Origin of the sequence: Corynebacterium sp. LaCa117 (assembly GCF_046717765.1) — a bacterium.
In the GTDB taxonomy this organism is placed as follows: Bacteria; Actinomycetota; Actinomycetes; order Mycobacteriales; family Mycobacteriaceae; genus Corynebacterium; species Corynebacterium kefirresidentii.
Genome location: NZ_CP177102.1, coordinates 400,788 through 423,961 on the forward strand (window position 1 = coordinate 400,788; position 23,174 = coordinate 423,961).

Sequence of the window (23,174 nt, forward strand, 5' to 3'; positions counted from 1 at the left end):
AGGCTTTAGCGTATTGCGCTAGAGGCTTTTAGTGCTTTTACTTCTCCCAGCCGATATCTTCCTTGGGGAGGATGGCAAAGCCGTTGGCACCGTAGTTGGCTAGGCCCTTCTTTACGCCGACCATTTGCGGGCCGTTGGCGAAGGGGAGGATACCGTAGTGGCCGAAGGCCTCAGATTCGAGCTTATTGACGCGGTCGATTTGTTCCTCCTTGGTAGGAAGCTTCTGCAGCTCTTCAATCTTCTTATCAAATTCCTTGGTGCCAGTGCTGGACATATTTAGTGTGGAATCGCTGGCGTAGGTCTGGCCAAAGTAGGCGACTCCGAATGGGTCGGAGGAAGTAAAGGCGGACAGGAAGAGATCGAAGTCTCGCTCAGAGGTTACCTTCGAGAACTCGGAAGAGGGGCGCTCTTCAATCTTGAGGTCAACGCCGACGTCCTTGAGCATCTTTTGAAGTGCGGCGGCAAGGGACTTGGATACCTCATCGTCGCCGATGAGGATATAGCGCAGGGATAGCTTTTCGCCGTCTTTAGCAAAGATTCCGTCATCGCCCTGTTGATATCCGGCATCCTCGAGTAGCTTCTTAGATTGCTCGGGGTCGAACTTGATGACGTCCTTGATATTGTCCTTGTAGCCCTCCTGGGTGGAGTAGAGGGTAAGCGAGCCTGGCATCTCTTCTTCGTAGCCCAGGCCGTTGTAGCGGATTTCGGCAAGCTGATCGCGGTCGATGGCGGAGAATACGGCGTGGCGCACGTCCTCATCCTTGAGCAGTGGGGCCTTGGAATTGAGGGTGAGGATGACATTGGCAGGGCGCAACGCTGCACGGATGTCGATGTCATCGCCCATTTCGCCGGCAATCGTGAGGCTATTCTTATCAGCCACACCAGCCGCGTCGATTTCGCCGGCCTGGAATGCGTTGATGGTGGCCTGGGATTCCATGACGCGGAAGCTTACCTTCTTCATCTTTGGCTTATCGCCCCACCACTTTTCGTTGGGCACGAGGCTGAGGGTGCCACCCTTGAAGTCCACATTGTCTACCTTGAATGGACCAGCGCCGTACTGCGGGTTCAGCTTGCCCAGGTAGGCCTTGTCAAACTTCTCTGGGCTATCAATAGCGGGGTGGAGCAGCTGATTGAAGAGACCCTGCCACCACGGGTAGGGGCCATCGAAGGTAATGACCACGTCCTTGTCGGTAGCGCCCTTTTCCACGGAGGTGATGCGCTCAAAACCGTCCGTGGCGTTCACTTGGACGTCCTCGTCCTTGCCGTTGTTAAAGCGCCAGGTATTCTCGAAAGCCTTCCAATCGATAGGCGTGCCGTCGTTGAAGGTGGCATCCTTGTTGATCTTGTAAGTGACGACGGTGTTCTTGCCCTTCTTGTCTTCCTTGGCCTCGTCGATGTAGTCGGGGTTTGGGGTGTAGTTTCCCTCGCCGTCGTATAGCGCCAGCTGTGGGTTGTACCAACCCCATACCGTGCGGGTATCGGTGACCATATTGGCGTGGAAGGTGTTTTGCTGCTCGGTCAGTTCGCCGATGGGGAGGGTGAGCTCGCCGTCGTCCTTGAGCTCGTCGCGGGATTTCTCGTTATAGTCGCCGGCTGGATTGACCTCGATGTCGAGGCCGCCTACGGCCTTATTAGAGCCTCCGCCCGAGTTGGCGGCACAGCCGGTGAGAACCAGCGCTGCAGCAGAGAGGGTGGCTACGGTAGCAATCCGGAAGCGGGTGAACTTTTTCATGGTTGGGTTTCTCCTTGTGTGAGAGGAAGTGAAAGATGTGGCAGCGATTCAGCCGCCGCATTATTTCAGGTGTGAGGATAACTATATAGAACGGGTTGTGTGTGGCGCATCACTTTCGGGAAAGTGGGGACGCATTGGCCGGACGGGGGTCGCGTCGCCTGCGAGCAGCCTCCGGATCCGGAATCGGAATGGCATCTAGGAGCTTCTTGGTGTAATCCGCTTGGGGGTTTTCAAAGACCTCGTCGGTCGGCCCGGATTCCACAAATTGGCCCTTATACATGACAGCCAACCTATCGGAGAGGTGGCGCACCACCGAAAGGTCATGGGCCACGAAAAGGTAGGACAGCCCCAGCCTTCTCTTCAGATCTTCGAGCAAGTTGATGACGCCGGCTTGGATGGAGACGTCGAGCGCGGAGACGGGCTCGTCCAGCACCAAAACCGAGGGATTGGTGGCCAACGCGCGGGCAAGGCCGATGCGCTGGCGCTGTCCGCCGGAGAAGTGGCTAGGAAAGCGGTCAAGCTGGGAGGAATCAAGGCCGACAAGGCCCATGAGCTCATTGATGCGGGCATCCACGTCGCCATCAAAACCGAGGGAATTGAGCGGTTCGGCAATGACCTCGCGAACCGTAAGGCGCGGGTTAAGAGAGCTCATCGGGTCCTGGAAGACAATCTGGATGTCCTTACGGGCCGCGCGGCGCTCGGAGTTGCTCATCCCGGCCGCGTCTTTCCCGTTGAGCACCACCGCGCCATGCTCGGGTTTGAGGTCCATGATTTCCAGCAGGGTGGTGGTCTTACCGCAGCCGGATTCGCCCACGATGGCCATGCATTCACCTTTGCGGATATCGAAGGTGAGACCGTCAACCGCCTTGACCGTTCCTACCCGGCGCTTTACTAATGCGCCCTTGGTGAGCGGGAATTCTTTGCGCAGATCCGTGACTTCTAGGGTGGTGGGGCGTTCATCGCGGGGTATACCAGCCATGACATCATCGGCCAGCTGTGGCGGTTTGAACATGAGATCGCCGCCGATTTTGCGGTCGCGGATTTCGGGTGCGCGCAGGCAGGCGCTCTCGTGGCCCGGGGCATCGTCCAGCGGGCTCAGCGGTGGCTCGCCTTCGGAGCAGGCGGGCTGCGCCACGGGGCAGCGCGGGGCAAATTGGCAGCGCTGCTTGAGGTCCACCAGTACTGGCGGGCTGCCCACGATGGGAGTGAGCGGTTCTTCGGCCGACACATCTGGGCGCGGCGTGGAGCCGAGCAGGCCCACGGTATAAGGCATGCGGGACTGGGAGAAGATGGTATCCACATCGCCGCGCTCCACGGGGCGGCCGGCGTACATGACCATGACATCATCGGCCGTTTCTGCCACCACGCCCATGTCGTGGGTGATCATGATGGTTGCGGCGCCGGTTTCGCGCTGCGCGAGCTTGATGACGTCCAGAATCTGCGCCTGAATGGTCACATCCAACGCGGTCGTGGGCTCATCCGCGATGAGCACGCGCGGATTATTAGCAATCGCGATGGCAATAACGACGCGCTGGCGCATGCCGCCCGAGAACTCGTGTGGGAAGGACTTCAACCGCAGGTGCGGATCGGGGATGCCCACGAGATCGAGCAACTCCGTAGCCTCTTTGAGTGCCTGCTTCTTGCCGACGTCCCTATGGGCCTGAATGGCTTCCACCAACTGCGATCCAATATCGAAAACCGGGGTGAGCGCGGAGAGCGGGTCTTGGAAGATCATTCCAATGCCGTTGCCGCGGATTTCGGACATCTGCTTATCGCTCAGACCGAGCAGCTCGCGGCCTTCGAACTTCACAGATCCGGTGATTTTTGCATAGTCCGGCAGTAGGCCCATGATGGACATGGAGGTTACTGACTTACCGGATCCAGATTCACCCACGATGCCGAGTGTGCGGCCAGGGTAGAGATCAAAATCTACGCCGCGGACCGCGGAGACGGATCCGGCCTCGGACGGGAAGTTAACGCGCAGGTCTTTAACGGACAAGACAGGCGAGGTCATGCTTTGCCTCCGGAATTCGAGTTGGGGTCGAGCGCATCGCGCAGGCCATCGCCGATGAAGGCCATGGACACGGTGAGCAAGGTCAGGGTTGCAGCAGGGAAGTAGAACAGCCACGGGGAGGACTGCACAGCGGCGGTGCCGCCCTGCAGGAGGGTGCCAAGGGAGACGTCGGGAAGCTTGACGCCCAAGCCCAGGAAGGACAGGGCCGTCTCGGAGCCCACGGTGCCTACCACGCCGAAGACGAATTGGATGATAAGAAGCGAGCCAATATTTGGGATGACGTGGCGCACGATGGTCCGCAACTTGGAAACACCCATGTAGCTAGCTGCGCGGACATAGTCTTGCTCGCGCACCGTAAGTGCCAAAGACCAAATCACGCGGGCCTGGTACATCCAGCCAAAGACAATGAGGACTACGATGAGTAGCTTCCAGTCGCCACCAGAATCCGCTACCACCAGCGCAATGAGCAAGAAGGTAGGGATGGACAGCAAAAAGTGGATGACCGCCAGCACCGCCTTTTCGGCTACTCCGCCCCACAGGGCCGCGGCCGATCCGACAAAAGCGGAGATGACCAAGGTGGCCAGTGATACCACGATGGCGATGGTTAGCGACCTTCCCAAGCCGTGAATGGTCTGGGCGTAGAGGTCATTGCCGGTATCATTCGTGCCGAACCAGTGCTCGGGGCTCGGCGGCTCCGAGAGTGCAAGGAAGTCTGGCTCGGTATAGTCCCACTTGGCAAAGAAGCCGCCGAAGAGGGCTGCCAGCATCAAAAAGACCAGGATGATAAGGCCTAGGGTAGCGAGCTTATTGCGGAAGAAGCGGCGCAGGTAGAGCTTGTAACGCGAAGTGCCACGCGGCATCTGCTCTAGGGTGGCAACTTGCTCGGCCTCGGCCGGGGAGAAGGGGTCCCCCGTTGCGGCCTCGCTGTGCGCGGTGATTTCCCCGCGCGGTTCCTGCTTGAAATAGTTGCGGTCTTTAGATGGGGTCATTTAACTCACCCTCACTCGTGGATCAAGCGCAACGACGACCACGTCCGCCAATACCGCGGAAATGGCTGTCATGGCGGCGCCAAAGGCGGCGACGGCTGCTGCACCGTTGACGTCGTTCTTGCTAATGGTTTCGATGAAGTACTGGCCCATGCCGTTCCAGCCAAAGATGCGTTCAGTCATCACCGCACCGGTGAAAATACCCGGAATGGAAAAGGCCACCGAGGTAGCTACCGGAATGATGGAGGTGCGCAGCGCGTGCTTGCGAATGGCTTGCTGGCGGGTCAAGCCCTTAGCGCGAGCGGTGCGTACATAGTCTGCATCCAAGTTATCCAGCAGCAAGGTGCGCTGGGTCATGTGATAGCTGGCGTAGCTAATGAAAACCAGCGAAATAGTGGGAAGAACCAAGTGCTGCGCGGAGTCCATTAGCTTGGGGAAGAAGCCTTCCACATCCAGCGAGTGGGAGCCGACGACATAGAAAATCTTCTTTCCGGTGAGCTCGTTGATCTTGAGCGCGCCCCACACCACAGCGATAGAAGCGACCACCACGTGGGTATTCATTGCGATGATGGAAATGCCCTGCCAGATGCGGTCGCCGGTCTTGTACTGGCGCGAAGCAGTATAAACACCCACGGCCACGCCGATGAGGATGGACAAAATAGTAGAGAGCAAAAGCAGCTGCGCGGAGACCCAGATGCGGTAGCTAATTTCTGAGTTCACCACCTCGCCCACTGGGGATTGGCCCCAGTCCCATTTGGTGAGGATATTGGTCAGCCACGTCCACCAGCGTTCCACTAGCGGGGTATCGGGGCTGAGGTTATAGGGCTCAAGGAGGTTATTGATTTCCTCCGCCGAAAGCGGCGGGCGGCGGCCGATGTAATTGGACCGTGGGTCCAGGAAGTTGGCCGCCAAGAGATAGGCGAGGTTGGTAGCCAAAAAGATCATGAGTAACCAGCCCAAGGTCTTTTTGATCAGATATTTAGTCATAGAGATTCTCCGTGCGCGGTTAAGCAGGAAACGGGGTGCAAGGTGTATCCAACGAGTGAATCGTTGTATGTGACTAATCTAATAATCTGTTATTCAGAGCACAATTAAATTAGCCCCGTGACATAAATCCCCAATAATGTGACAGGTATTAGTGGATGTGGAAAGGGTGGAAAATTGTTAAATAAATACGTCTTGAACAGGCGATATGTGGCTGGAGATTGTTGAACACTTATAGTATTTATTTAATTGAATGAAATTAACTCGGGGGTGAAAATCTTCACTCGGCCCCAGCTGTCTGGCCGGAGCGGGTGCTGGGTAATCTTGGCGGATATGGATGACCCCACCCGCATCGATCCCACCCTTGAGACCCTCCGCCGCGCCTGGGAGGGCCAACCCAACCTCAGTCTTCCCACTTTCTTTGCCATGCTTGCCAATCAAGGCATCGGCTGGGGCGCCACCGACGACGAACTCGTTGCGGAATTGGAGCGCCAAGCGCGCGTTCATCCGCCCTTGCTTCCCTTGGAGGGCGGCCGCATTGCGGCAGGAGAATGGCTTGTGCTTGCCGACGCCCCCACCTACCGCATCACCGCCACCCCCAACCACATCATCGTGCGCCGCCCCGACACCCAGCCTGTGGTGTGGGCCTATGAGTCCATTCGTCCCACGGGCCCAGGCCGCCCATTTACCATTCGGGATACCGAGGGCTTCGAGCACCGCTTTGGCGTGGTTGCCAGCCTCATGCGGTTGAGCACTACGTGCCCGGACCTCAAGGGCCTGAAGCGGCAGGAGTTAGGCGATTTCGTCTTTGTTCTTCGCTTCTCCGGGGCCATTGGCGTTCTTGACCATGGGTTACACCTATTTGCCAAGGAAAATCGCCGCGTTACTCGCCAGGATTATTCTTGGCAGCGAATAGAAAAATGCCGCCCCGGAGAGGAACTGGAAGTGATCCTCGGGGGCGGCGAATCGGCCCGTTTGGGGGCCATTGAAGAGGTCCTAGTGGCAGAGACCCCGAACCCGCTATTCGGATAGGTCCTTCAGTGGTCCCACCTTGCTGAATTGCAGTTTATAAATGGTGTCCAAATCCGCGTCCGGGAAAGCCGCGCGGAAATCGCGTTCATTGGTCTCCACGGCGCCAGTAAGGCGCTCCACCGGGGTATCCGGATTGGCCATGACCATGTACTGCAGGGTAGGGCGGGCGCGGTCATAAGCCACGAGCCGCTCCACGTGCTCGACGCCCTTAATTCCATCCAGATCCTGGGCCACGGCACCGGCAATAGCGTTCATCGACGTCGTAATAGATCCCTTGTCATTAGACGATGCAGACTCCACGTTATTAAAGCGACGGTGGCGCAGGTTAGCTACCACGAGCCACAGGCCTACGATAAGCAGTAGTGCGGAACCACCGGCCAGCGCCCAGACCCACCAGTCATTGTCCGCCAACGTCTTCCATGCATCGTGGTCTACCCACAGGGCTAAATACTTGGCAAACTCCACATTGAAGTGGATAAGGATGGGCCACACGCCCAAAGCGATGAGGATAATTCCCAGCAGGCCAAGCAGGATGCGGTCAAAAGTAGCAAGTTTTCTAGACATTGTTATCCAACTCCGGAATCTTTTCTACAGCTACGGTGACCTGCGGCGGATTCTTCAAGTGGGCCAGGCACTGCGTAACCGCGGTCTCTACTCGGCCTTGCAGTTCGGCATCGTCGGTATCACCATTGACGGTGACCTTAGCGGTCTTTTTATCCGCTGAGGTCTGTGCGGAGGCAACACCCGGCACGCGGCGAGCAGTCGCCGAAGATAGGCGAGCGATATCTACCGGCCGCATCCACATGGACGCCGTATCGGAGGACAGCTGCAGGTGCGTTGTGCGGCGCGTCTTTAGCGCTGCAAATAGGAAGATAAGGCCGACGATAATGGATGCGACACCGGCCCAAATCATCCAGGTCTGCAGCTGCTCAGTGGCGATCAAATTAAGCACTGGCTGTACCCACGATTGGGCATCGGAACCGGAACCTACAAGCCACGTCTCGCGCACGCCGACGACGCCCGCGGCGATCAGAAGCAGCCCTAGAATCACAGCCCACGATCGCGCCGCTGGAGACGCCTTCGGCTGCTGCCCAAAGTGTTCAGGCATGTGCTGTTCAGCCATGGTTGCCTCCTTGTGGGCGGTAGGGGTTTATGGAAATGGCGCGCAACGGCTCCGGCCGTGGCACATCCACGTGCAGTGGGCGAGGGTTGGCCGGGGTGACCTCAATACGTTTGAGTGCTTGTGGTCGAGGGGCTTGTACCTTTCGCGCAGGAACGGACTTAGGGGTCTGCACGCGGCGCGGTGTCCACTCGTGGCGGATCTCGATATCACGCAGCGGCTGTGGCCGAGGAGCTGTCACCTGTACTTTTCGCGACAGCGGGCGAACCTGTCCGCTGGGGACCAGCTTGGCTGGGCGCGGTGCCGCCACGCTGTGAACGTGTACCGGCTTAGGCTCTTTGAGAGGCCGCAGCGCATGTTCACCTGGGGAAGAGATTTCGCGCAGGTGGTGGTCAGGGAGATCAGCAGAGACGCTGCGTACCTCAGCCTCGCGCGGAGTGCTTACGGACCGCACCGCGATGTCGGAGTCCGGGGCGGTGATGCTGCGGACCGGTGCTTTCTGCGGTGTGGCAATGCTGCGTACGTTGACCGACTCGGCAGTGACCGGCTGCCAGACCGGCGAGGGCGTGATGTGCGGCGCGACGGCAGCAGCAACCTGGCGCTGCTCCACTTCTGCCGCTGTTACCCGATTGCCCGGAACGGAACCGCCAACGGTGACATTAACGCGTGTCGTGGAATAACCGGTATGAGCCGCGATGGCTTCTGAAATGGCGGTGCGGGTATGCTCCGCCACCGTAGTAACCGGCGAGGGCCACACCACGCCGATAGTGGCGTTGACCGCCGATACCTCGCGCTCCGAGTCCATTTGGACCGAGACCCGTGGAAAACCGCGGCCGCCGATGCCCGCTAGCTTGGCCTCTATGGCCTTGGTGCCGGGCACGCTAGCAATCGCGGCGGTAACGATGCGTTCCATGGTCCGCAGCGAGATACGCGTGTGGCCCTGAGTGGAACTATCTGTCATTAACCTTGGCCTTTCTCCTTACCAATGAGGCCATTCCACACAGAGGTGAGATCGATACGGCCATCAAAGTGTGCTCCCACGATTCCGCCAATGGCAGCAAGGAGTACGGCGAGCAGGGTCGGACCCCAACCTAGGTGCAAAAAGAAGGCAAGAATAAGGCCGGAAATGATGCCCAAAGTGGTGTAATTTTTCATATCTATTCCTTCGATGGAGCAGCGGATAAGCCATCTACGGCGTCAGAAAACTCAACGTCAATGCGCTGCAGTTCGGGACATGCCCCACGTGCGGCGGACCGGATATCTTCTGCCAAGGCATAAAGGTCCGGCGCCGCGCTGATATCGACGCGGATGTTGATCTGCAGGTGGCGATCATCGCGCGGATTAGGGCGCCGCATGCCGACGATGCGCTCGCCTGGGAGATACAAACTCACCGAACCGAACGAACCACCGTCGAGTGCAGCGACGCCGCGGACCTTCGTGACGGCCTCTGCAATAGCGCGGGCGTGGCTTACCTCGAGCTCGAAATGTGCTCGGGGCTCAGGCATTGGGCTTAGGCCTGACCCTGGTTCAAAGCAGCCTGGTCTTCAGACTCGGACTCATCCTTCGGCAGCTTGACATCGTGAACAACAACGTTGACGCGCTCGACGCTCAGGCCAGTCATGCGCTCTACAGCATTCATGATGTTGCGGCGGATCGCCTCAGCGAGCTCGTGGATGGCCACGCCGTACTCAGCCGTGATTGCAATCTCGATGCGGGCGGAGCCTTCTGCTACCTCTACGTCTACGCCCTGGCGGACGTCCTCGGAAGCACCGAAGGACTCGCGAATATTGCCGATCATGCGGGCGCCGCCGCCACCCAGGGAATCCACGCCGGAAACCTCGCGGGCTGCGATGCCGGCAATCTTGGAGACCACGACATCATCGATGGTGGTGGTGCCGTACTGGGTCTCCAGGTTGTTATTTACCTCGCGCTCCTCGGAAGCCGGAACCTGGTTATCGGTATTTTGTGCAGGAGTCTTGTTTTCAGACATGGGCGTTTGTGCCTTTCTTTATCGAGTGCTGTGAGAAAGCGGTATTCAACTATCTAGGCAGGACAAATTGTCCATAGCCAATGACACCGAGCTTAGATACTTCTCCGGCAATCGTGGGGTGCGGGGCGATAAAATTATCCAAAACGTGATTTTTGGCACGGTTTAGGACGCGGCTTGAAAAACCGCAGCCCAACATGCTTAAATACAAAGGTTGCTTTAACAGGGCAGCGAGAACCGAGATATGGTGCGAGCGACGGACGTCGTCAAGCGCAGTCTCGGGGAGACGCTGAGCTGGTAAAGCGAACATGACACCTTCGTTGTCGCCATGTTTCAGGGGAACTTGAAACATTGACTGGAAGGTCATCCGATCGGGCTAGGTCCGCGTTAGAGCAGTGACACCCCGAGAAGATGGACCGGAGAAGGGGCATGGCAAATAAACAGCGGCAGTAGACGAATTGGACACTCTCCACGTGTAATGCGTGAAAACCGTCCTCTTCACAATACTTTGACTACGGGTCTTGTACCCCGTCGAGAGCACTGCGTTCTGGCACTTGCCATGTACCGCAACTCTTGGTCGCCATGACAGTCAGACCACTGGCGTTGTGTCAGGCCCCCAAGCCCGGACAACGTTATAGAGAAATCGAGAAGCAATTTCCCACCGCTTCACGCCCCGGAAACGCCGGGAATGTGAAAGTGGGGAAGCGAGGAAGAGGATAAGCGTGGCGGGACAAAAAATCCGCATTCGGCTGAAGGCCTATGACCACGAGGCTATCGACGCTTCTGCAAAGAAGATCGTCGAGACCGTTACCCGTACCGGTGCTCGTGTAGTCGGCCCAGTGCCGCTCCCAACCGAGAAGAACGTATACGCAGTTATTCGTTCTCCGCACAAGTACAAGGACTCTCGCGAGCACTTCGAGATGCGCACTCACAAGCGCCTGATCGACATTCTCGACCCAACCCCGAAGACCGTTGATGCTCTTATGCGCATCGATCTTCCGGCAAGCGTCGACGTGAACATCCAGTAAGCGACTTTGGTGGAGAACAAATAATGAGTGAAAACGAGATCAAGGGCATTCTGGGCAAGAAGCTCGGCATGACCCAGGTCTTCGACGAGGACAACCGCGTTGTACCGGTTACCGTCGTCGAGGCAGGGCCATGCGTTGTCACCCAGATTCGCACCCCCGAAACCGATGGCTACAGCGCCATCCAGATCGCCTTTGGCGAAATCGACCCACGCAAGGCCAATAAGCCGGTTGGTGGTCACTTCAAGAAGGCTGGCGTAACCCCGCGCCGTCACGTTGCGGAAATCCGCATGGACGACACCTCTGCTTATGAGGTTGGCCAAGAGGTCAAGGTTGACATCTTCGAGGGCATCACCTTCGTTGACGTCACCGGCAAGACCAAGGGTCACGGCTACGCTGGTGCCATGAAGCGCCACGGCTTCGCAGGCCAGGGCGCAGCTCACGGTAACCAGGCCGCTCACCGCCGCGTTGGTGGCATCGGCGGCGCTGCTACCCCGGGCCGCGTCTTCAAGGGCAAGCGCATGGCTGGTCGTATGGGCCAGGACCGCGTGACCACCCAGAACCTGAAGATTCAGAAAATCGATGCCGAGTCCAACCTGCTGCTCATCAAGGGTGCTATCCCTGGTGCGCGCGGCGGCCTCGTCACCGTTAAGACCGCAGTGAAGGGCGGTGCACACGCATGAGCAACCTCAAGCTAGACGTCCACACTTCCGAGGGTAAGACCAACGGCTCTGTAGACCTGCCTGCTGAAATCTTTGACACCGAGGCATCCATTGCTCTGATGCACCAGGTTGTTAACGCTCAGCTTGCTGCTGCACGCCAGGGCACCCACGCAACCAAGACCCGCGGCGATGTCCGCGGTGGTGGTCGCAAGCCTTTCCGTCAGAAGGGCACCGGCCGTGCACGCCAGGGCTCCATCCGCGCACCGCACTACACCGGTGGCGGCACCGTCCATGGCCCACAGCCGCGCGACTACGCACAGCGCACCCCTAAGAAGATGATCAAGGCTGCTCTCTTCGGTGCACTGTCTGACCGTGCTCGCAACGAGCGCATCCACGTCATCGAAGAGCTCGTACCGGGCCAGAAGCCGTCCACCAAGTCGGCTAAGGCCTTCCTCGAGTCCCTGACCGAGCGCAAGAACGTGCTCCTGGTCATCGGCCGCGAGGACATCAATGCTCGTCGTAGCGCTAATAACCTGCCTAACGTTCAGATCCTGGACGCTGGCCAGCTCAACACCTACGACGTTCTCTACTCCGATGACGTTGTGTTCTCCGTTGAGGCGCTACACACCTTCATCAACCGCGCAACCGGCGCGGATAAGGAGGAGAACTAATGGCTAAGATTTCTAACCCACGCGATATCATCATCGCCCCGGTTGTATCCGAGAAGTCCTACGGTCTGATGGAGCAGAACGTGTACACGTTCTACGTCTCCACGGACTCCAATAAGTCCCAGATTAAAGATGCCGTAGAGCAGATCTTTGACGTCAAGGTCGACTCCGTGAACACCGTGAACCGTGCAGGCAAGCGTAAGCGCACCCGCACCGGTTACGGCCAGCGTAAGTCCACCAAGCGTGCATATGTGACGCTCCGTGAAGGCAGCGACTCCATCGACGTCTTCGGCGGCGGCGCTTAAGCGTCACCGGAGAGCCGAAAGGAAAAGGAAGAATTATGGCTATTCGTAAGTACAAGCCGACAACTCCGGGTCGCCGCGCATCCTCCGTTTCTGAGTTTGACGAGATCACTCGTTCTACTCCGGAGAAGTCCCTGCTGCGCCCGCTGAGCAAGACTGGTGGCCGTAACAACTACGGCCGCATCACCACCCGCCACATCGGCGGTGGCCACAAGCGCCGTTACCGTCTGATCGACTTCCGTCGTAACGACAAGGACGGCATCCCGGCAAAGGTCGCTCACATCGAGTATGACCCGAACCGCACCGCAAACATTGCACTGCTTCACTACGTTGATGGCGAAAAGCGCTACATCATCGCCCCTAAGGGCCTGAAGCAGGGCACCATCGTAGAGTCCGGCCCGAATGCAGATATCAAGGTTGGCAACAACCTGCCTCTGCGTAACATCCCGACCGGTTCTACCATCCACGCTGTTGAGCTCAAGCCGGGCGCTGGCGCTAAGCTGGCTCGCTCCGCTGGTGCTTCTATTCAGCTGCTGGGTAAGGAAGGCAAGTACGCAGTTCTGCGTATGCCGTCTTCCGAAATCCGCCGTGTGGATATCCGCTGCCGCGCCACCGTTGGTGAGGTTGGCAATGCCGAGCAGATGAACATCCGCTGGGGCAAGGCCGGCCGTATGCGTTGGAAGGGCGTTCGCCCGACCGTCCGCGGTGTCGTTATGAACCCGGTTGACCACCCACACGGTGGTGGTGAGGGTAAGACCTCGGGTGGTCGCCACCCTGTGTCCCCATGGGGCCACAAGGAGGGTCGCACCCGCAACCCGAACCGTTACTCCAACAACATGATCGTGCGCCGTCGTCGCCCGAACAAGAAGCGCTAAGAGGAGGTAAACAATGCCACGCAGCCTTAAGAAGGGCCCGTTCGTCGATGAGCACCTCCTCAACAAGGTGGATGCTCAGAACGATGCAGGCACCAAGCAGGTCATCAAGACCTGGTCTCGCCGCTCGACCATTCTCCCCGATTTCATCGGTCACACCTTCGCCGTCCACGACGGCCGCAAGCACGTGCCGGTTTTCATCGAGGACTCCATGGTCGGCCACAAGCTGGGCGAGTTTGCACCAACCAAGACCTTTAAGGGTCACGTCAAGGATGACAAGAAGGGACGTCGATAAGCGATGAGTGAGACCATCACCTCCGCATCCGCCACGGCCCGCTACGTCCGCGTCACCCCGATGAAGGCACGTCGCGTGCTCGATCTGGTCCGCGGCAAGTCCGTAAGCGAAGCCCTGGCTATCCTGAAGTACGCACCGCAGGGTGCTTCCAAGCCAGTTGCTAAGGTCGTTGCTTCTGCAGCTGCTAACGCTGAGAACAACTTCGGCCTCGACCCACGCACCCTGGTCATCTCCGAGGCTTATGCCAACGAGGGTCCGACCATGCGTCGTTTCCAGCCGCGTGCACAGGGTCGTGCATTCATGATTCGTAAGCGCACCAGCCACATCACCGTGGTGGTCGAAAGCCAGCAGGAAGGGGCCAAGTAATGGGCCAGAAGATCCATCCTCACGGCCTACGTTTGGGCATCACTTCCGACTGGAAGACCCACTGGTTCGCCGATAAGGACTACGCGAACTACGTAGCCGAAGACATCAAGATTCGTAACTACCTCAACAAGGGCCTCGAGCGCGCCGGCATTGCCGACGTCGTTATCGAGCGCACCCGCGACCGCGTCCGCGTCGACATTCACACCGCCCGCCCGGGCATCGTGATTGGCCGCCGCGGTGCTGAGGCTGACCGCATCCGCCGCGAGCTGGAAAAGCTCACCGGCAAGATGGTTGCCCTCAACATCCTCGAGGTCAAGCAGGTAGACGCAAACGCAACCCTGGTTGCTCACTCCATCGCGGAGCAGCTGGTTAACCGCGTCGCATTCCGTCGTGCAATGCGCAAGGCTATCCAGTCCGCTATGCGCCAGCCACAGGTTAAGGGCATCAAGATTCTGCTGTCCGGCCGCCTGGGTGGTGCTGAAATGTCCCGCGTTGAGCGTTACCACGAGGGTCGCGTTCCGCTGCACACTCTTCGCGCCGAAATCGATTACGGCACCGCAGAGGCCCACACCACCTTCGGCCGCATTGGCATCAAGGTGTGGATCTACAAGGGTGACGTCGTCGGTGGCGTACGCGAGTCCGAACTGAACGCTCCGGCACAGGGCCGTGGCCGTGACCGCAATGGTCGCTCCCGCCGCGGTGGCCAGCGCCGCCAGCGTGCACAGCAGAAGCAGGAGGGCTAATCCATGCTGATTCCTAAGCGTGTTAAGTACCGCCGTCAGCACCGCCCGAACCGTCGCGGCGTGTCCAAGGGCGGTAACCGCATCAACTTCGGCGATTACGCTATCCAGGCTCTCGAGCCGGCGTACATCACCAACCGTCAGATTGAGGCCGCACGTATTGCCATCAACCGCCACGTCAAGCGTGGTGGCAAGGTGTGGATCAACATCTTCCCGGACCGTCCGTTGACCCAGAAGCCGCTCGGCGTTCGTATGGGTTCCGGTAAGGGCCCGGTCGAGAAGTGGGTGGCTAACGTTAAGCCAGGCCGCGTACTTTTCGAGATGAGCTACCCAACCGAGGCCGTTGCTATTGAGGCTCTGCGCCGTGCAGGCCAGAAGCTTCCTTGCAAGGTCCGCATCATCAAGAAGGAGGACCAGTTCTAATGGCAACCGGTACCCCCGCCCACGAGTTCCGTGAGCTCGACAATGCTGAGCTGCAGTCCCGCCTGAAGGATGCGAAGGAAGAACTGTTCAACCTTCGCTTCCAGAAGGCCACCGGCCAGCTGACCAACAACCGCCGCATCGGCACGGTTAAGCGCGACATTGCCCGCATCTACACCGTTCTGCGCGAGCGCGAGCTGGGCCTGTCCGTTGCTCCGGGAGCTGAGGCTTAATCATGAGTGAGGCTAACGTGACTGATTCCAAGAAGGCACCTACTCCGAAGAAGGAGAAGGTCAAGGGCGCTCCTAAGGTTCGCACCGGCTATGTAGTATCCGACAAGATGAACAAGACCATCGTTGTCGAGCTGGAAGACCGTAAGCAGCACGCCCTGTACGGCAAGATCATGCGTTCTAACAAGAAGGTTAAGGCGCACGACGAGGAAGAAACCGCAGGCATCGGCGATCTCGTACGCATCGCTGAGACCCGCCCGCTGTCCAAGGACAAGCACTTCCGTCTCGTTGAGATCATCGAGAAGGCTAAGTAAAAACTAGCCACAACAAATCCCCCGCTACCGAACCTGGAGTTCGGAGCGGGGGCCTTCGCCGTTTTAAGGCTTCGCTACGGTCGGGCCCGTCCATAAAACCAGTAGGGAACCCACGTGACGGCGGTGGTATCCAGGCCCCACTCATTCACCGCGAGGCCTCGTACGCTCTTTGCTAGCTCCCCCTCGCCAGAAGCCCACACGTACCCCGGCTCCAGCGCACGGCCATAGTCCGCTCTTAGAGCGGCTACGACAGCATCCGCCTCCTGACGCGGTTGGGTATGAATGATGCGCAGGCTGTGTACGCTGGTCTCCCACCGAGTTGCAAGGCCCGGCTCTACCTCGTCCTCGCTGGTTACCACGGCCATAACGTCGGTGGATCGAAGCATCGCCGGGTTATGGTTTTCTTGGTAGGCCAAGATGTGCCGCAGGGCAGGCAGGGCGGATGCATCGGCGACTAGAAGTTGTGCCGCCTCGGTTGGTCGCCACAAGTCGTTGCACGTAAAGAATCCCGCCGTATCGCCGGCTCGTGCGCGGCGAATCCACCGCGAGCCAGGTCCGGAATCGCCGTGGGTGACCACGTCGACATCGACTGTGGCCTCTTCTGAATGGAGCGCGCGGATGGTATACCAGCGCAGGTCCGGCCGCCTCTCCTCGCAAATCGCGCTTACCGCCGAGCGGAGGTTTATGCCGTCGACGGGGAAGGGCCTAAATTCCTGTCCGGCTTGTGGCATGACGAGTCCAAAGAATTCATCGGGTCCGGAGAGGGTGTATGTCCGGAATGCTTCGGCATAAAACGTCAGGCGGTGCAGGCGCGGCCGGATCCGTTTATTAGCGGTCAGAATAACGGGGATGAGTTCGTGTTGACGCATCGTGGCCGATTGTGGGGAAGAGTTCATGGGTCTACTATACTCAGCAATGAGCTAAGGCTTGCCTAAATAACTCTTTGCGGTATAGGGTAAGCGAAGTTATTCTCCTCCTTCTTGAAAGGGTTAGCCTGGTGAAGATTTTCGGCCGTCGTAGTTTGGGTGCAGTAGCAGTGCTTTCTGCCGGAGCCGTAGCCTTAGGAGGCTGCTCCCGCGGTGAAGGCGATGAAACGGCTAAGGCTACTGATGCTTCCAGCGAGCAGCGCGTGGCTAGCCTGGGCCTGGGTGACGCCGACACGCTGCTTGCCCTGGGGATTACTCCTGTGACGGTGGCACCGTGGGGTGCTGAGGGCGATGGCGACCCCTCCGGCGTCGGCCCCTGGGCAGAGAATCTTTTGGGCGATGCAAAGCCTGAGGTGATTTATAACACCGCAACCGGATTCACCGCGGATACCTTTGAGCAGATCACTGCGGCAGACCCCACCCAGATCATTGCGGTGAACCAGGCCGTGGATGCGCATACGAAGGAATCCCTGGAAGACATCGCGCCTACCACCATCAAGCCAGATGGCTATGAAGACTGGCAGGTGCCCTGGGAAAAGCAGGTAGAAACCATCGCAGACGCGGTGGGTAAGGAAGACGAAGGCGATAAGCTTATCGATGACACCAAAAAGGCCTTCGAGGAATTCCGCCGCGAGCACACGGAATTGCAGGATAAATCTGCGGCCATCGTCATGCCTTATGATGGCAAAATTGGCCTCTACACCGAGGAGGACGGGCGCGGACAGTTCATCGAGGATCTTGGCATGGAGATCCCCGATGCCTTGCAGGGCGATGGCAGCAGCTTCTTTGTTGACATTGCCCCAGAAAATTACGTAAAGCTTAACCAGGTTGATTACCTCTTTGTCCTGGACTACAACGGTTCCTCCGAAGCCTTGAAGAAGGATAAGACCTTCCAGGGCCTCGACGTTGTCAAGGACGGTCGCGTGCGTTACCTGGATACGGATACCGGTAATGCCATGAGTATGCCGAATCCGGTCACCATCCCCTGGGCAGTAGATAAGTTTGAAGAGAAGCTGTAATTGTCAGCAACCACGAAAGTCGGCCAAAAAATCCAGACGGATAACACCGCAGATAGTCCTGCCGCCACCGCCACCGGCGCTGCACCGGTAATGACGCGGGCACAGAGTCACAAGCTGCTCCTTGTTGCCCTCATCCTCGCCAGCCTGGTGTTGGCGGTGGCGTCCTTGGCGCTAGGATCCCGCTCGATTCCGCCCGGGGAGGTCATCGCAGCCCTGCACGGAGCAGGGGAGCAGGATATCCACGATATCGTGTGGAACCTGCGCATGCCGCGCACCTTCCTGGCTTATTTCGCCGGCGCGGCCCTTGCTGTGGCCGGTGTACTGGCGCAATCGTGGACCAGAAACCCGCTGGCGGATCCAGGGTTTATTGGCGTTACCGCGGGTGCGTCATTCTTTGTTGCCATAGGCACGGCCATCGGCATTGCTACCTCCACCGGTATGCGGACTACCCTCGCGCTCGCTGGCGCGGGTATTACCACGCTGCTGGTCTTAGCCGTATCGCGGCGGTTTCAGGATCCTCTGACGCTCGTTCTGGTAGGTGCCGGCGTCTCCGCCGCCTTGGGATCGGGCGCGATGATCATCGGCCTTTATTCCACGGACGTCCTCGATAGCATGCGGCGGTGGACCATCGGATCCACCTTTGGCCGCGGCCCAGAAGACGTCGCGATCGCGGGCATAGGGCTTGTTCTCGGCCTAGCGTGTGCGGCGATGGCGGCTAGACCCCTCGACCTTTTGGCTATGGGGGAGGAGTCCTCCCTCGCCTTGGGCGGATCACCCACCACCGCGCGGGTGGGCGCGGCGCTCAGCGTCGTGGTGCTGGCCGGCAGTGCAACGGCGGCAACGGGTCCCATTGCCTTCGTCGGCTTTGCCATTCCCCACACCGTGCGGCGGGTGGTGGGCCCTAGCGTTGCTACCATGCTTTTGCCCTCCGCGTTCTTGGGCGGTTGTGCTGTGCTTGCCGCCGATATCATCGGCCGCCTCATTGTGGGTAACTCGGAGCTGGAGATGTCCATCGTCCTCGCGATAGTGGGTGCACCCTTCCTCATTTGGGGTGCCCACCGCGGCGTGGGCAGAGCGTGGGGGCAATAACGCATGGCCGCAATCAGCACTATTTTACAAGCGCAGCAACGCCGCCGGCACGCGCGCGTGCTCGCTTCCACGTTGGCATTTATCCTTATCGCCCTTATCGCGTACTTAGTATTGTTGGGGCAAGGTTCCGTGGAACTGAGCCCACGGCAAGTCATCGATGTCCTCACCGGCGGCGGTAGCGAGAGCCACATCAGGGTGGTGTGGGACTTGCGCCTGCCGGTTGCTATCGCCACCGTCATCGTGGGCACCGCCCTCGGCCTAGCCGGTTCTTGGACGCAAACCATGGCCCGCAACCCGCTCGCCTCGCCGGATATTTTAGGCGTGACCGGCGGGGCATCAGTGCTGGTGGTCTTGGGTACCGTGCATTCGCGCCCTAGTTTCGCTGAGGACATCCCGGAGTTTTGGTGGCGGGCATGCTTGGCGACGATCGGTGCCCTCCTCGTTGTCCTCCTCCTCGCCGCCCTTGGTGGCATCGGTACGAGCAACCGCATCGTCATCGTCGGTATTGCCTTATCTCTGCTGTTTCAGGCCATCGTGGCGTATTTGATGCGCAGCGCCCAGGTCCTGCGCGCTGCGGAGGCGCAAACGTGGCTTGCGGGATCGACTGGATTTGTGCGCATGGAGGTTATCCTCCCACTTCTGGCCGCATTAGCGCCGTTTCTCGCTATAGGAATCTGGTGCGCGCGGGAGCTGCCGCTGCTTGCCCACGATGATTCCTCCGCAACCACCCTGGGCGTGAATATCTCCCGCCAGCGCGCTCTTCTGCTTATCGCGGCAACCGGTATCAGCGCCGTAGTGGTCTCGGTGGTGGGACCCATTGGGTTTATCGCGCTGCTAGCGCCGCACCTGGCGCGGATGGTGGCGCGCACACCCACGCCATCGCCGCTGGCATCGGCAGCCGCGGGCGCGGCGTTGCTTACCGTGTGCGCCGTCATCGCTGGCGCTATCCCGGTAAACGCGCCGGTGGGTGCGGTTTCCTCGGTCATCGGCGGCTGCGCCTTGGTGATAGTGGTGTGGAATGCGGCCGGGCGCAGCTAAACGTTGCGCCGCGGCACAGCGGGGGAAACGGACAAACACAGCGCCGGATGGTGCTAGACAGTCATACGTGGATGAAGGAAAAGATATGACGAATAATCGGCCTAATCAGCCTAAACAGCCCACGAGCCCGAAACCTCGGTGTAGCCTCCACGCCACCGGCATTCATGCGGGATATAAGGATGGCGAGGATATCCTTGCCGGCGTCGATCTGCACGCCAGCGCCGGCGAAGTCACCACGCTCATTGGGCCCAATGGCTGCGGCAAATCCACGCTGCTGAAAACTCTCTCGAAAATCCTGGCCCCGCGGCAGGGCAGCGTCATGGTCGGGGACGCTGACCTACATGCGATGTCCGCGAAGGATGCCGCGCAGCAGGTGGCGCTGCTGCCACAGCACCCCGTGGCCCCCGATGGGCTGCGGGTAGGCGAGCTGGTCGCGCGCGGGCGTCATCCCTATCAGGGGAGGATGCGCGGCCTTTCCGCTACGGATCGGGAGATTATCGCGCAGGCCTGCGAGGCTACCGACATTGTGGACTTCCTCGATCGTGATATCGCTTCGCTATCGGGTGGGCAGCGCCAGCGCGTCTGGCTGGCGTTGGCACTGGCACAAGATACGCCTGTGCTGCTTCTCGACGAACCCACAACCTTTCTCGACCCCGCCCATGCCATGCGCATGCTGGAGTTGGCACGCGCACAGGCGCAGGCGGGAAAAACAGTGGTTGTAGTCCTGCACGATCTCATGCTGGCGGGCCACTATTCTGATTCCATGGTGGTGATGAAAGCCGGCGATATCATCGCTCGCGGGGCGCCGAAACAAGCGTTGTCCCCGAAGGTATTGGCGCAGGCCTATGGCATCGAGGCTGAAGCCTGGGAGGATCCGCTGGGCGATGCTCCCATCATTGTTCCCCGCCGCGTCGTAGCGGCGCATTAGTGGAAACCTGCCAATAGTGGCTGTGTGCCAGACGCTTTACGTGACCTTTCGTTGTACATCTAGAAAGGAAATTGCCACTACAAAAAGATTGAGCACGCTTCCCGCGCCGAGCAAAAAGGTCCCGATTCGATAGGAGCCTGTGCCGACGGCCGCCATGTTGCCGTAGATATAGACCCAGATGCCCCAGCCGATGAGCAGCACGAGGCCGGCAAGCCCGGAGAGCAGGCGGAGGCTACGAGGGGAGGCGGGGGCGAAGAATTTATAGGCGGCGTCGACAAGCGTGCAAGCCGCAAGCCCCAAACTCAGCCCGCCGGTCAACCAAACAGGAAGTAGAGCGGAGGTGCCAAAGACTACGGGCAGGATAAACGCGAGAAACGCGAGAATAAAGAGCGCGGAGTGCAGCCACAGGGTGCGCTTGGTGTAGGTCATACTGGAAACTGTACTAAGAATTACCCGGCATCCGGGCATTTCAATCTTGTAGGGGCTTCGTTTTCCGTTTACGTGGATCCTGTTTTGACGAAACAAAACTGCGCCGGCCGGGCCGAAGCCCGACCGGCGCAGCCAGTCTCAATTCAGTTTCCTAAATAGCAGGAAGGCTCTCGCTTAAGCGAAGAACTTGCGGCGTGCGGCGAAAGCGCCAGCAGCGACCATTGCAGCTACAGCCAGAGCAGCCAGAGCCTGTGCAACGGAGTTGGAGCCGGTCTCAGCGGACATACCACGTACGGAGTCTGCGGACTCGCCAGCAGCTGGTGCAGATGGAGCGGAAGGAGCCTCAGCCTGGGCAGCGTCGCCCTCAGCGAGCTGACCGCCCTGGGCGATAACTTCGTCCTTGTTAGCGTTCAGCATCTGCTCGGAAGCAGCCTTCTCCTCAGCGGTTGGCTGCTGGTTCTTGCGTGCCTCGTCCTTGACGTAGGTCTTGCCGTCCTGGGACAGGTACCAGGTGATGCCACCGATGATCAGTGCGGCTGGCAGTGCCAACCAAGCCAGCTTCTTCTTGTCGAATTCAGGCTTCGCATCCTCAGAAGGGAATGCCTTTGCGTAGGCATCGCGCATCTCGGCGGTGATCTCTTCATTCACCAGAGCCGGGTCGTTGACATAAACATTGGGATCCTTCAGGCTCTGGTACCACTCGTTGCCCTCTGCGTCCTTCTTCGTAGCTGGAGCAGGGATATCGGCGGTGTCTTGCTGCTCCTCCACGAACTTTTCGGCCTGCTCTGGGGTCAAGCGAACAGGATTGCCTGCGACGGGCTTGGACAGCCAAGAACCGTCTTCCTGCTTGAAGTACTCGACACCATCGACGGTAATCGGATCAGCAGCAACATCGTGGCGTTCAACATCGCTGGCGCCCTCTTCAGCTGGGGTGCCTTCGGTGTCGGTCTCTTCATCCGCGGACGGGGTAGGCATCTCGGTCAGAGGCTTGTCCTCTACCGGATCCGGGATTTGGGCCTGAGCAACAGCTGCGCCGCCAAAGGCGAGTGCGCCGGTCAGTACAGCAGCGGTCAGGGTCTGTGGCAAACGCTTCATGTGTTTCTCCTTCGGGAAATTTGGGAAAGCGCAAAGAAATGTCTTTCGCGACGCAAATAATAGTAGTCACATAATTCGCAGTTGTCACACGGAAACCAGAAGTTAACTGTAATTTTCACGCGTTACAGCTGTGAAAGATCTGATTATTAGAATGAACGTGCGACAGCCTTTACACTGAGGGGCGTTAAAGTGTGATTTATATGTGCAGATTGTGGCGATAATTTTGGAGCATGTGCGTGTCGTTGCATTCGAAATAAGGGGCCAAGGGGTAAGCGGGTGTACTGGCGAAGATAAATGTGGAGGTAGGGGGTGTCGAAAAGCACTAAGCGGCGTTTTGGTATGGGCGCTGGTGTGTGGTTGAATGTATAGGTTGCAAAAGCTGGTCGGCCCGTAGCGGTGCGTTTCCGAACCGCCGGTCCGAGACCCTTCGGCATAGTCCGTTGTCAAGGCTTGAGCATCGCAAGTTTGTAGACCGCGTGCGGCAAGGACGGAAATCTTACCGCACATCAATCCAGGTCAGGAGACCCATAGTGATTCAGCAAGAATCGCGTCTGCGCGTCGCCGACAACTCTGGTGCACGTGAACTGCTGTGCATCCGCGTTCTCGGCGGCTCTGTCCGACGCTCCGCTGGCATCGGCGACGTTATTGTCGCTACTGTCAAGGACGCCGTTCCAGGCGGCAACGTCAAGGAAGGCGACGTAGTTAAGGCAGTTATCGTCCGCGCGAAGAAGGAAACCCGTCGTCCAGACGGCTCCTACATTCGCTTTGACGAGAACGCTGCAGTTGTTCTCAAGGGCGATAGCGAGCCTCGTGGTACCCGTATCTTCGGACCGGTTGCTCGCGAACTTCGTGACAAGCGTTTCATGAAGATCGTTTCTCTCGCACCGGAGGTGATCTAGTC

General features: G+C 59.0%; 31 protein-coding genes. 17 read left to right on the plus strand and 14 right to left on the minus strand.

Going from position 1 to position 23,174, the window contains the following annotated elements:
• Positions 1 to 37: 37 nt before the first annotated feature.
• The 4 genes from ACLI1L_RS02035 to ACLI1L_RS02050 all read right to left on the minus strand — a co-directional run bounded on the left by ACLI1L_RS02035 (position 38) and on the right by ACLI1L_RS02050 (position 5,719).
• A complete protein-coding gene (locus ACLI1L_RS02035) occupies positions 38 to 1,732 on the minus strand; it encodes an ABC transporter family substrate-binding protein (RefSeq protein WP_411707933.1) in 1,695 nt (564 codons plus the stop codon).
• Positions 1,733 to 1,841: 109 nt separating this feature from the next.
• The gene (locus tag ACLI1L_RS02040; protein WP_411707934.1) at positions 1,842 to 3,746 is read right to left on the minus strand and encodes a dipeptide ABC transporter ATP-binding protein; all 1,905 of its coding nucleotides are present in this window, start codon (positions 3,744 to 3,746) and stop codon (positions 1,842 to 1,844) included.
• Complete coding sequence (locus tag ACLI1L_RS02045; protein WP_411707935.1) at positions 3,743 to 4,735, minus strand: ABC transporter permease; 993 nt, start codon at positions 4,733 to 4,735, stop codon at positions 3,743 to 3,745. Before ACLI1L_RS02045 ends, ACLI1L_RS02040 begins: the two co-directional genes overlap by 4 nt.
• The gene (locus tag ACLI1L_RS02050) at positions 4,736 to 5,719 is read right to left on the minus strand and encodes an ABC transporter permease (protein ID WP_411707936.1); all 984 of its coding nucleotides are present in this window, start codon (positions 5,717 to 5,719) and stop codon (positions 4,736 to 4,738) included.
• A gap of 330 nt (positions 5,720 to 6,049) precedes the next feature.
• On the opposite strand from ACLI1L_RS02050, the gene ACLI1L_RS02055 reads away from it, so the two are divergent.
• Positions 6,050 to 6,748, plus strand: coding sequence for a hypothetical protein (locus ACLI1L_RS02055; RefSeq protein WP_411707937.1), 699 nt, complete (start codon positions 6,050 to 6,052; stop codon positions 6,746 to 6,748).
• On the opposite strand, the gene amaP is transcribed toward ACLI1L_RS02055, so the two are convergent.
• From amaP to ACLI1L_RS02090, 7 genes are read right to left on the minus strand one after another with little or no spacing between them, the layout of a single operon-like run.
• Positions 6,737 to 7,312 (minus strand): alkaline shock response membrane anchor protein AmaP, encoded by a 576-nt coding sequence (amaP, locus tag ACLI1L_RS02060; protein ID WP_086589070.1) that lies wholly within the window; start codon positions 7,310 to 7,312, stop codon positions 6,737 to 6,739. The genes ACLI1L_RS02055 and amaP overlap by 12 nt on opposite strands.
• Complete coding sequence (locus tag ACLI1L_RS02065) at positions 7,305 to 7,871, minus strand: DUF6286 domain-containing protein (protein ID WP_049358639.1); 567 nt, start codon at positions 7,869 to 7,871, stop codon at positions 7,305 to 7,307. The genes amaP and ACLI1L_RS02065 overlap by 8 nt, the downstream gene beginning before the upstream one ends.
• The gene (locus tag ACLI1L_RS02070; protein WP_394286704.1) at positions 7,864 to 8,829 is read right to left on the minus strand and encodes a lysophospholipase; all 966 of its coding nucleotides are present in this window, start codon (positions 8,827 to 8,829) and stop codon (positions 7,864 to 7,866) included. Before ACLI1L_RS02070 ends, ACLI1L_RS02065 begins: the two co-directional genes overlap by 8 nt.
• On the minus strand, positions 8,829 to 9,023 hold the full coding sequence (locus ACLI1L_RS02075) for a DUF2273 domain-containing protein (protein ID WP_023020546.1): 195 nt from the start codon (positions 9,021 to 9,023) through the stop codon (positions 8,829 to 8,831). Before ACLI1L_RS02075 ends, ACLI1L_RS02070 begins: the two co-directional genes overlap by 1 nt.
• Before the next feature lie 2 nt (positions 9,024 to 9,025).
• A complete protein-coding gene (locus ACLI1L_RS02080; protein WP_049358636.1) occupies positions 9,026 to 9,373 on the minus strand; it encodes a hypothetical protein in 348 nt (115 codons plus the stop codon).
• Between the two features lie 5 nt (positions 9,374 to 9,378).
• Entirely contained in the window at positions 9,379 to 9,858 is a 480-nt protein-coding gene (locus ACLI1L_RS02085; protein WP_086589073.1) for an Asp23/Gls24 family envelope stress response protein, read from the minus strand.
• A 49-nt stretch (positions 9,859 to 9,907) separates the two neighbouring features.
• A complete protein-coding gene (locus ACLI1L_RS02090) occupies positions 9,908 to 10,222 on the minus strand; it encodes a hypothetical protein (RefSeq protein WP_411707938.1) in 315 nt (104 codons plus the stop codon).
• Positions 10,223 to 10,577: 355 nt separating this feature from the next.
• On the opposite strand from ACLI1L_RS02090, the gene rpsJ reads away from it, so the two are divergent.
• The 11 genes from rpsJ to rpsQ are packed head-to-tail and all read left to right on the plus strand — an operon-like array spanning position 10,578 to position 15,749.
• Entirely contained in the window at positions 10,578 to 10,883 is a 306-nt protein-coding gene (gene rpsJ, locus ACLI1L_RS02095) for a 30S ribosomal protein S10 (RefSeq protein ID WP_003848085.1), read from the plus strand.
• A gap of 23 nt (positions 10,884 to 10,906) precedes the next feature.
• Positions 10,907 to 11,563: a 50S ribosomal protein L3 gene (gene rplC, locus ACLI1L_RS02100; protein ID WP_023020549.1), complete on the plus strand. Its 657-nt coding sequence runs from the start codon at positions 10,907 to 10,909 to the stop codon at positions 11,561 to 11,563.
• The gene (rplD, locus tag ACLI1L_RS02105; RefSeq protein ID WP_005322847.1) at positions 11,560 to 12,213 is read left to right on the plus strand and encodes a 50S ribosomal protein L4; all 654 of its coding nucleotides are present in this window, start codon (positions 11,560 to 11,562) and stop codon (positions 12,211 to 12,213) included. Before rplC ends, rplD begins: the two co-directional genes overlap by 4 nt.
• Positions 12,213 to 12,515, plus strand: coding sequence for a 50S ribosomal protein L23 (gene rplW, locus ACLI1L_RS02110; RefSeq protein WP_023020550.1), 303 nt, complete (start codon positions 12,213 to 12,215; stop codon positions 12,513 to 12,515). The genes rplD and rplW overlap by 1 nt, the downstream gene beginning before the upstream one ends.
• 35 nt (positions 12,516 to 12,550) lie before the next feature.
• Positions 12,551 to 13,387 (plus strand): 50S ribosomal protein L2, encoded by an 837-nt coding sequence (gene rplB / locus ACLI1L_RS02115; protein ID WP_023020551.1) that lies wholly within the window; start codon positions 12,551 to 12,553, stop codon positions 13,385 to 13,387.
• 13 nt (positions 13,388 to 13,400) lie between these two features.
• Complete coding sequence (gene rpsS, locus ACLI1L_RS02120; protein WP_005276936.1) at positions 13,401 to 13,679, plus strand: 30S ribosomal protein S19; 279 nt, start codon at positions 13,401 to 13,403, stop codon at positions 13,677 to 13,679.
• Between the two features lie 3 nt (positions 13,680 to 13,682).
• The gene (rplV, locus tag ACLI1L_RS02125) at positions 13,683 to 14,045 is read left to right on the plus strand and encodes a 50S ribosomal protein L22 (protein ID WP_005276938.1); all 363 of its coding nucleotides are present in this window, start codon (positions 13,683 to 13,685) and stop codon (positions 14,043 to 14,045) included.
• The gene (gene rpsC / locus ACLI1L_RS02130) at positions 14,045 to 14,788 is read left to right on the plus strand and encodes a 30S ribosomal protein S3 (RefSeq protein WP_023027807.1); all 744 of its coding nucleotides are present in this window, start codon (positions 14,045 to 14,047) and stop codon (positions 14,786 to 14,788) included. The genes rplV and rpsC overlap by 1 nt, the downstream gene beginning before the upstream one ends.
• 3 nt (positions 14,789 to 14,791) lie before the next feature.
• The gene (gene rplP, locus ACLI1L_RS02135) at positions 14,792 to 15,208 is read left to right on the plus strand and encodes a 50S ribosomal protein L16 (protein WP_005322843.1); all 417 of its coding nucleotides are present in this window, start codon (positions 14,792 to 14,794) and stop codon (positions 15,206 to 15,208) included.
• Positions 15,208 to 15,438 carry a 50S ribosomal protein L29 gene (gene rpmC / locus ACLI1L_RS02140; RefSeq protein ID WP_005322842.1) on the plus strand — a complete coding sequence of 77 codons (231 nt, stop codon included), beginning with the start codon at positions 15,208 to 15,210 and terminating at the stop codon, positions 15,436 to 15,438. The genes rplP and rpmC overlap by 1 nt, the downstream gene beginning before the upstream one ends.
• Before the next feature lie 2 nt (positions 15,439 to 15,440).
• Positions 15,441 to 15,749 carry a 30S ribosomal protein S17 gene (gene rpsQ, locus ACLI1L_RS02145; RefSeq protein ID WP_023020554.1) on the plus strand — a complete coding sequence of 103 codons (309 nt, stop codon included), beginning with the start codon at positions 15,441 to 15,443 and terminating at the stop codon, positions 15,747 to 15,749.
• A gap of 74 nt (positions 15,750 to 15,823) precedes the next feature.
• Here rpsQ and ACLI1L_RS02150 read toward each other — a convergent pair whose 3' ends face one another.
• Positions 15,824 to 16,645, minus strand: a complete 822-nt coding sequence (locus tag ACLI1L_RS02150) for a siderophore-interacting protein (protein WP_411707939.1) — start codon at positions 16,643 to 16,645, stop codon at positions 15,824 to 15,826.
• A gap of 101 nt (positions 16,646 to 16,746) precedes the next feature.
• On the opposite strand from ACLI1L_RS02150, the gene ACLI1L_RS02155 reads away from it, so the two are divergent.
• The 4 genes from ACLI1L_RS02155 (at position 16,747) to ACLI1L_RS02170 (ending at position 20,749) form a co-directional block, all read left to right on the plus strand.
• Entirely contained in the window at positions 16,747 to 17,694 is a 948-nt protein-coding gene (locus ACLI1L_RS02155) for an ABC transporter substrate-binding protein (protein WP_411707940.1), read from the plus strand.
• Positions 17,695 to 18,783: a FecCD family ABC transporter permease gene (locus tag ACLI1L_RS02160; RefSeq protein ID WP_411707941.1), complete on the plus strand. Its 1,089-nt coding sequence runs from the start codon at positions 17,695 to 17,697 to the stop codon at positions 18,781 to 18,783.
• A gap of 3 nt (positions 18,784 to 18,786) precedes the next feature.
• On the plus strand, positions 18,787 to 19,821 hold the full coding sequence (locus ACLI1L_RS02165) for a FecCD family ABC transporter permease (RefSeq protein ID WP_411707942.1): 1,035 nt from the start codon (positions 18,787 to 18,789) through the stop codon (positions 19,819 to 19,821).
• A gap of 85 nt (positions 19,822 to 19,906) precedes the next feature.
• Entirely contained in the window at positions 19,907 to 20,749 is an 843-nt protein-coding gene (locus tag ACLI1L_RS02170) for an ABC transporter ATP-binding protein (protein WP_411708345.1), read from the plus strand.
• 36 nt (positions 20,750 to 20,785) lie between these two features.
• On the opposite strand, the gene ACLI1L_RS02175 is transcribed toward ACLI1L_RS02170, so the two are convergent.
• On the minus strand, positions 20,786 to 21,178 hold the full coding sequence (locus tag ACLI1L_RS02175) for a multidrug transporter (protein WP_411707943.1): 393 nt from the start codon (positions 21,176 to 21,178) through the stop codon (positions 20,786 to 20,788).
• 174 nt (positions 21,179 to 21,352) lie between these two features.
• Positions 21,353 to 22,273 carry a hypothetical protein gene (locus ACLI1L_RS02180; protein WP_411707944.1) on the minus strand — a complete coding sequence of 307 codons (921 nt, stop codon included), beginning with the start codon at positions 22,271 to 22,273 and terminating at the stop codon, positions 21,353 to 21,355.
• Positions 22,274 to 22,803: 530 nt separating this feature from the next.
• Here ACLI1L_RS02180 and rplN point away from each other — a divergent pair.
• Positions 22,804 to 23,172: a 50S ribosomal protein L14 gene (gene rplN / locus ACLI1L_RS02185; protein WP_005322812.1), complete on the plus strand. Its 369-nt coding sequence runs from the start codon at positions 22,804 to 22,806 to the stop codon at positions 23,170 to 23,172.
• The last annotated feature ends 2 nt before the right edge of the window (positions 23,173 to 23,174 follow it).

What these genes read in the sequence shown, in the direction of transcription:
- rplC (WP_023020549.1), top strand. Translation starts at nt 10,907, where the DNA reads ATGAGTGAAAACGAGATCAAGGGCATTCTGGGCAAGAAGCTCGGCATG.
- ACLI1L_RS02150 (WP_411707939.1), bottom strand. Translation starts at nt 16,645, where the DNA reads ATGAACTCTTCCCCACAATCGGCCACGATGCGTCAACACGAACTCATC.
- rpsS (WP_005276936.1), top strand. Translation starts at nt 13,401, where the DNA reads ATGCCACGCAGCCTTAAGAAGGGCCCGTTCGTCGATGAGCACCTCCTC.
- rpsC (WP_023027807.1), top strand. Translation starts at nt 14,045, where the DNA reads ATGGGCCAGAAGATCCATCCTCACGGCCTACGTTTGGGCATCACTTCC.
- ACLI1L_RS02165 (WP_411707942.1), top strand. Translation starts at nt 18,787, where the DNA reads ATGGCCGCAATCAGCACTATTTTACAAGCGCAGCAACGCCGCCGGCAC.
- rplP (WP_005322843.1), top strand. Translation starts at nt 14,792, where the DNA reads ATGCTGATTCCTAAGCGTGTTAAGTACCGCCGTCAGCACCGCCCGAAC.
- rpsQ (WP_023020554.1), top strand. Translation starts at nt 15,441, where the DNA reads ATGAGTGAGGCTAACGTGACTGATTCCAAGAAGGCACCTACTCCGAAG.
- ACLI1L_RS02080 (WP_049358636.1), bottom strand. Translation starts at nt 9,373, where the DNA reads ATGCCTGAGCCCCGAGCACATTTCGAGCTCGAGGTAAGCCACGCCCGC.
- rplV (WP_005276938.1), top strand. Translation starts at nt 13,683, where the DNA reads ATGAGTGAGACCATCACCTCCGCATCCGCCACGGCCCGCTACGTCCGC.
- ACLI1L_RS02045 (WP_411707935.1), bottom strand. Translation starts at nt 4,735, where the DNA reads ATGACCCCATCTAAAGACCGCAACTATTTCAAGCAGGAACCGCGCGGG.
- rplB (WP_023020551.1), top strand. Translation starts at nt 12,551, where the DNA reads ATGGCTATTCGTAAGTACAAGCCGACAACTCCGGGTCGCCGCGCATCC.
- ACLI1L_RS02070 (WP_394286704.1), bottom strand. Translation starts at nt 8,829, where the DNA reads ATGACAGATAGTTCCACTCAGGGCCACACGCGTATCTCGCTGCGGACC.
- ACLI1L_RS02180 (WP_411707944.1), bottom strand. Translation starts at nt 22,273, where the DNA reads ATGAAGCGTTTGCCACAGACCCTGACCGCTGCTGTACTGACCGGCGCA.
- ACLI1L_RS02170 (WP_411708345.1), top strand. Translation starts at nt 19,907, where the DNA reads ATGACGAATAATCGGCCTAATCAGCCTAAACAGCCCACGAGCCCGAAA.
- rplW (WP_023020550.1), top strand. Translation starts at nt 12,213, where the DNA reads ATGGCTAAGATTTCTAACCCACGCGATATCATCATCGCCCCGGTTGTA.
- amaP (WP_086589070.1), bottom strand. Translation starts at nt 7,312, where the DNA reads ATGTCTAGAAAACTTGCTACTTTTGACCGCATCCTGCTTGGCCTGCTG.
- ACLI1L_RS02055 (WP_411707937.1), top strand. Translation starts at nt 6,050, where the DNA reads ATGGATGACCCCACCCGCATCGATCCCACCCTTGAGACCCTCCGCCGC.
- ACLI1L_RS02065 (WP_049358639.1), bottom strand. Translation starts at nt 7,871, where the DNA reads ATGGCTGAACAGCACATGCCTGAACACTTTGGGCAGCAGCCGAAGGCG.
- ACLI1L_RS02050 (WP_411707936.1), bottom strand. Translation starts at nt 5,719, where the DNA reads ATGACTAAATATCTGATCAAAAAGACCTTGGGCTGGTTACTCATGATC.
- ACLI1L_RS02040 (WP_411707934.1), bottom strand. Translation starts at nt 3,746, where the DNA reads ATGACCTCGCCTGTCTTGTCCGTTAAAGACCTGCGCGTTAACTTCCCG.
- ACLI1L_RS02090 (WP_411707938.1), bottom strand. Translation starts at nt 10,222, where the DNA reads ATGACCTTCCAGTCAATGTTTCAAGTTCCCCTGAAACATGGCGACAAC.
- ACLI1L_RS02075 (WP_023020546.1), bottom strand. Translation starts at nt 9,023, where the DNA reads ATGAAAAATTACACCACTTTGGGCATCATTTCCGGCCTTATTCTTGCC.
- ACLI1L_RS02085 (WP_086589073.1), bottom strand. Translation starts at nt 9,858, where the DNA reads ATGTCTGAAAACAAGACTCCTGCACAAAATACCGATAACCAGGTTCCG.
- rplD (WP_005322847.1), top strand. Translation starts at nt 11,560, where the DNA reads ATGAGCAACCTCAAGCTAGACGTCCACACTTCCGAGGGTAAGACCAAC.
- ACLI1L_RS02175 (WP_411707943.1), bottom strand. Translation starts at nt 21,178, where the DNA reads ATGACCTACACCAAGCGCACCCTGTGGCTGCACTCCGCGCTCTTTATT.
- rpmC (WP_005322842.1), top strand. Translation starts at nt 15,208, where the DNA reads ATGGCAACCGGTACCCCCGCCCACGAGTTCCGTGAGCTCGACAATGCT.
- ACLI1L_RS02035 (WP_411707933.1), bottom strand. Translation starts at nt 1,732, where the DNA reads ATGAAAAAGTTCACCCGCTTCCGGATTGCTACCGTAGCCACCCTCTCT.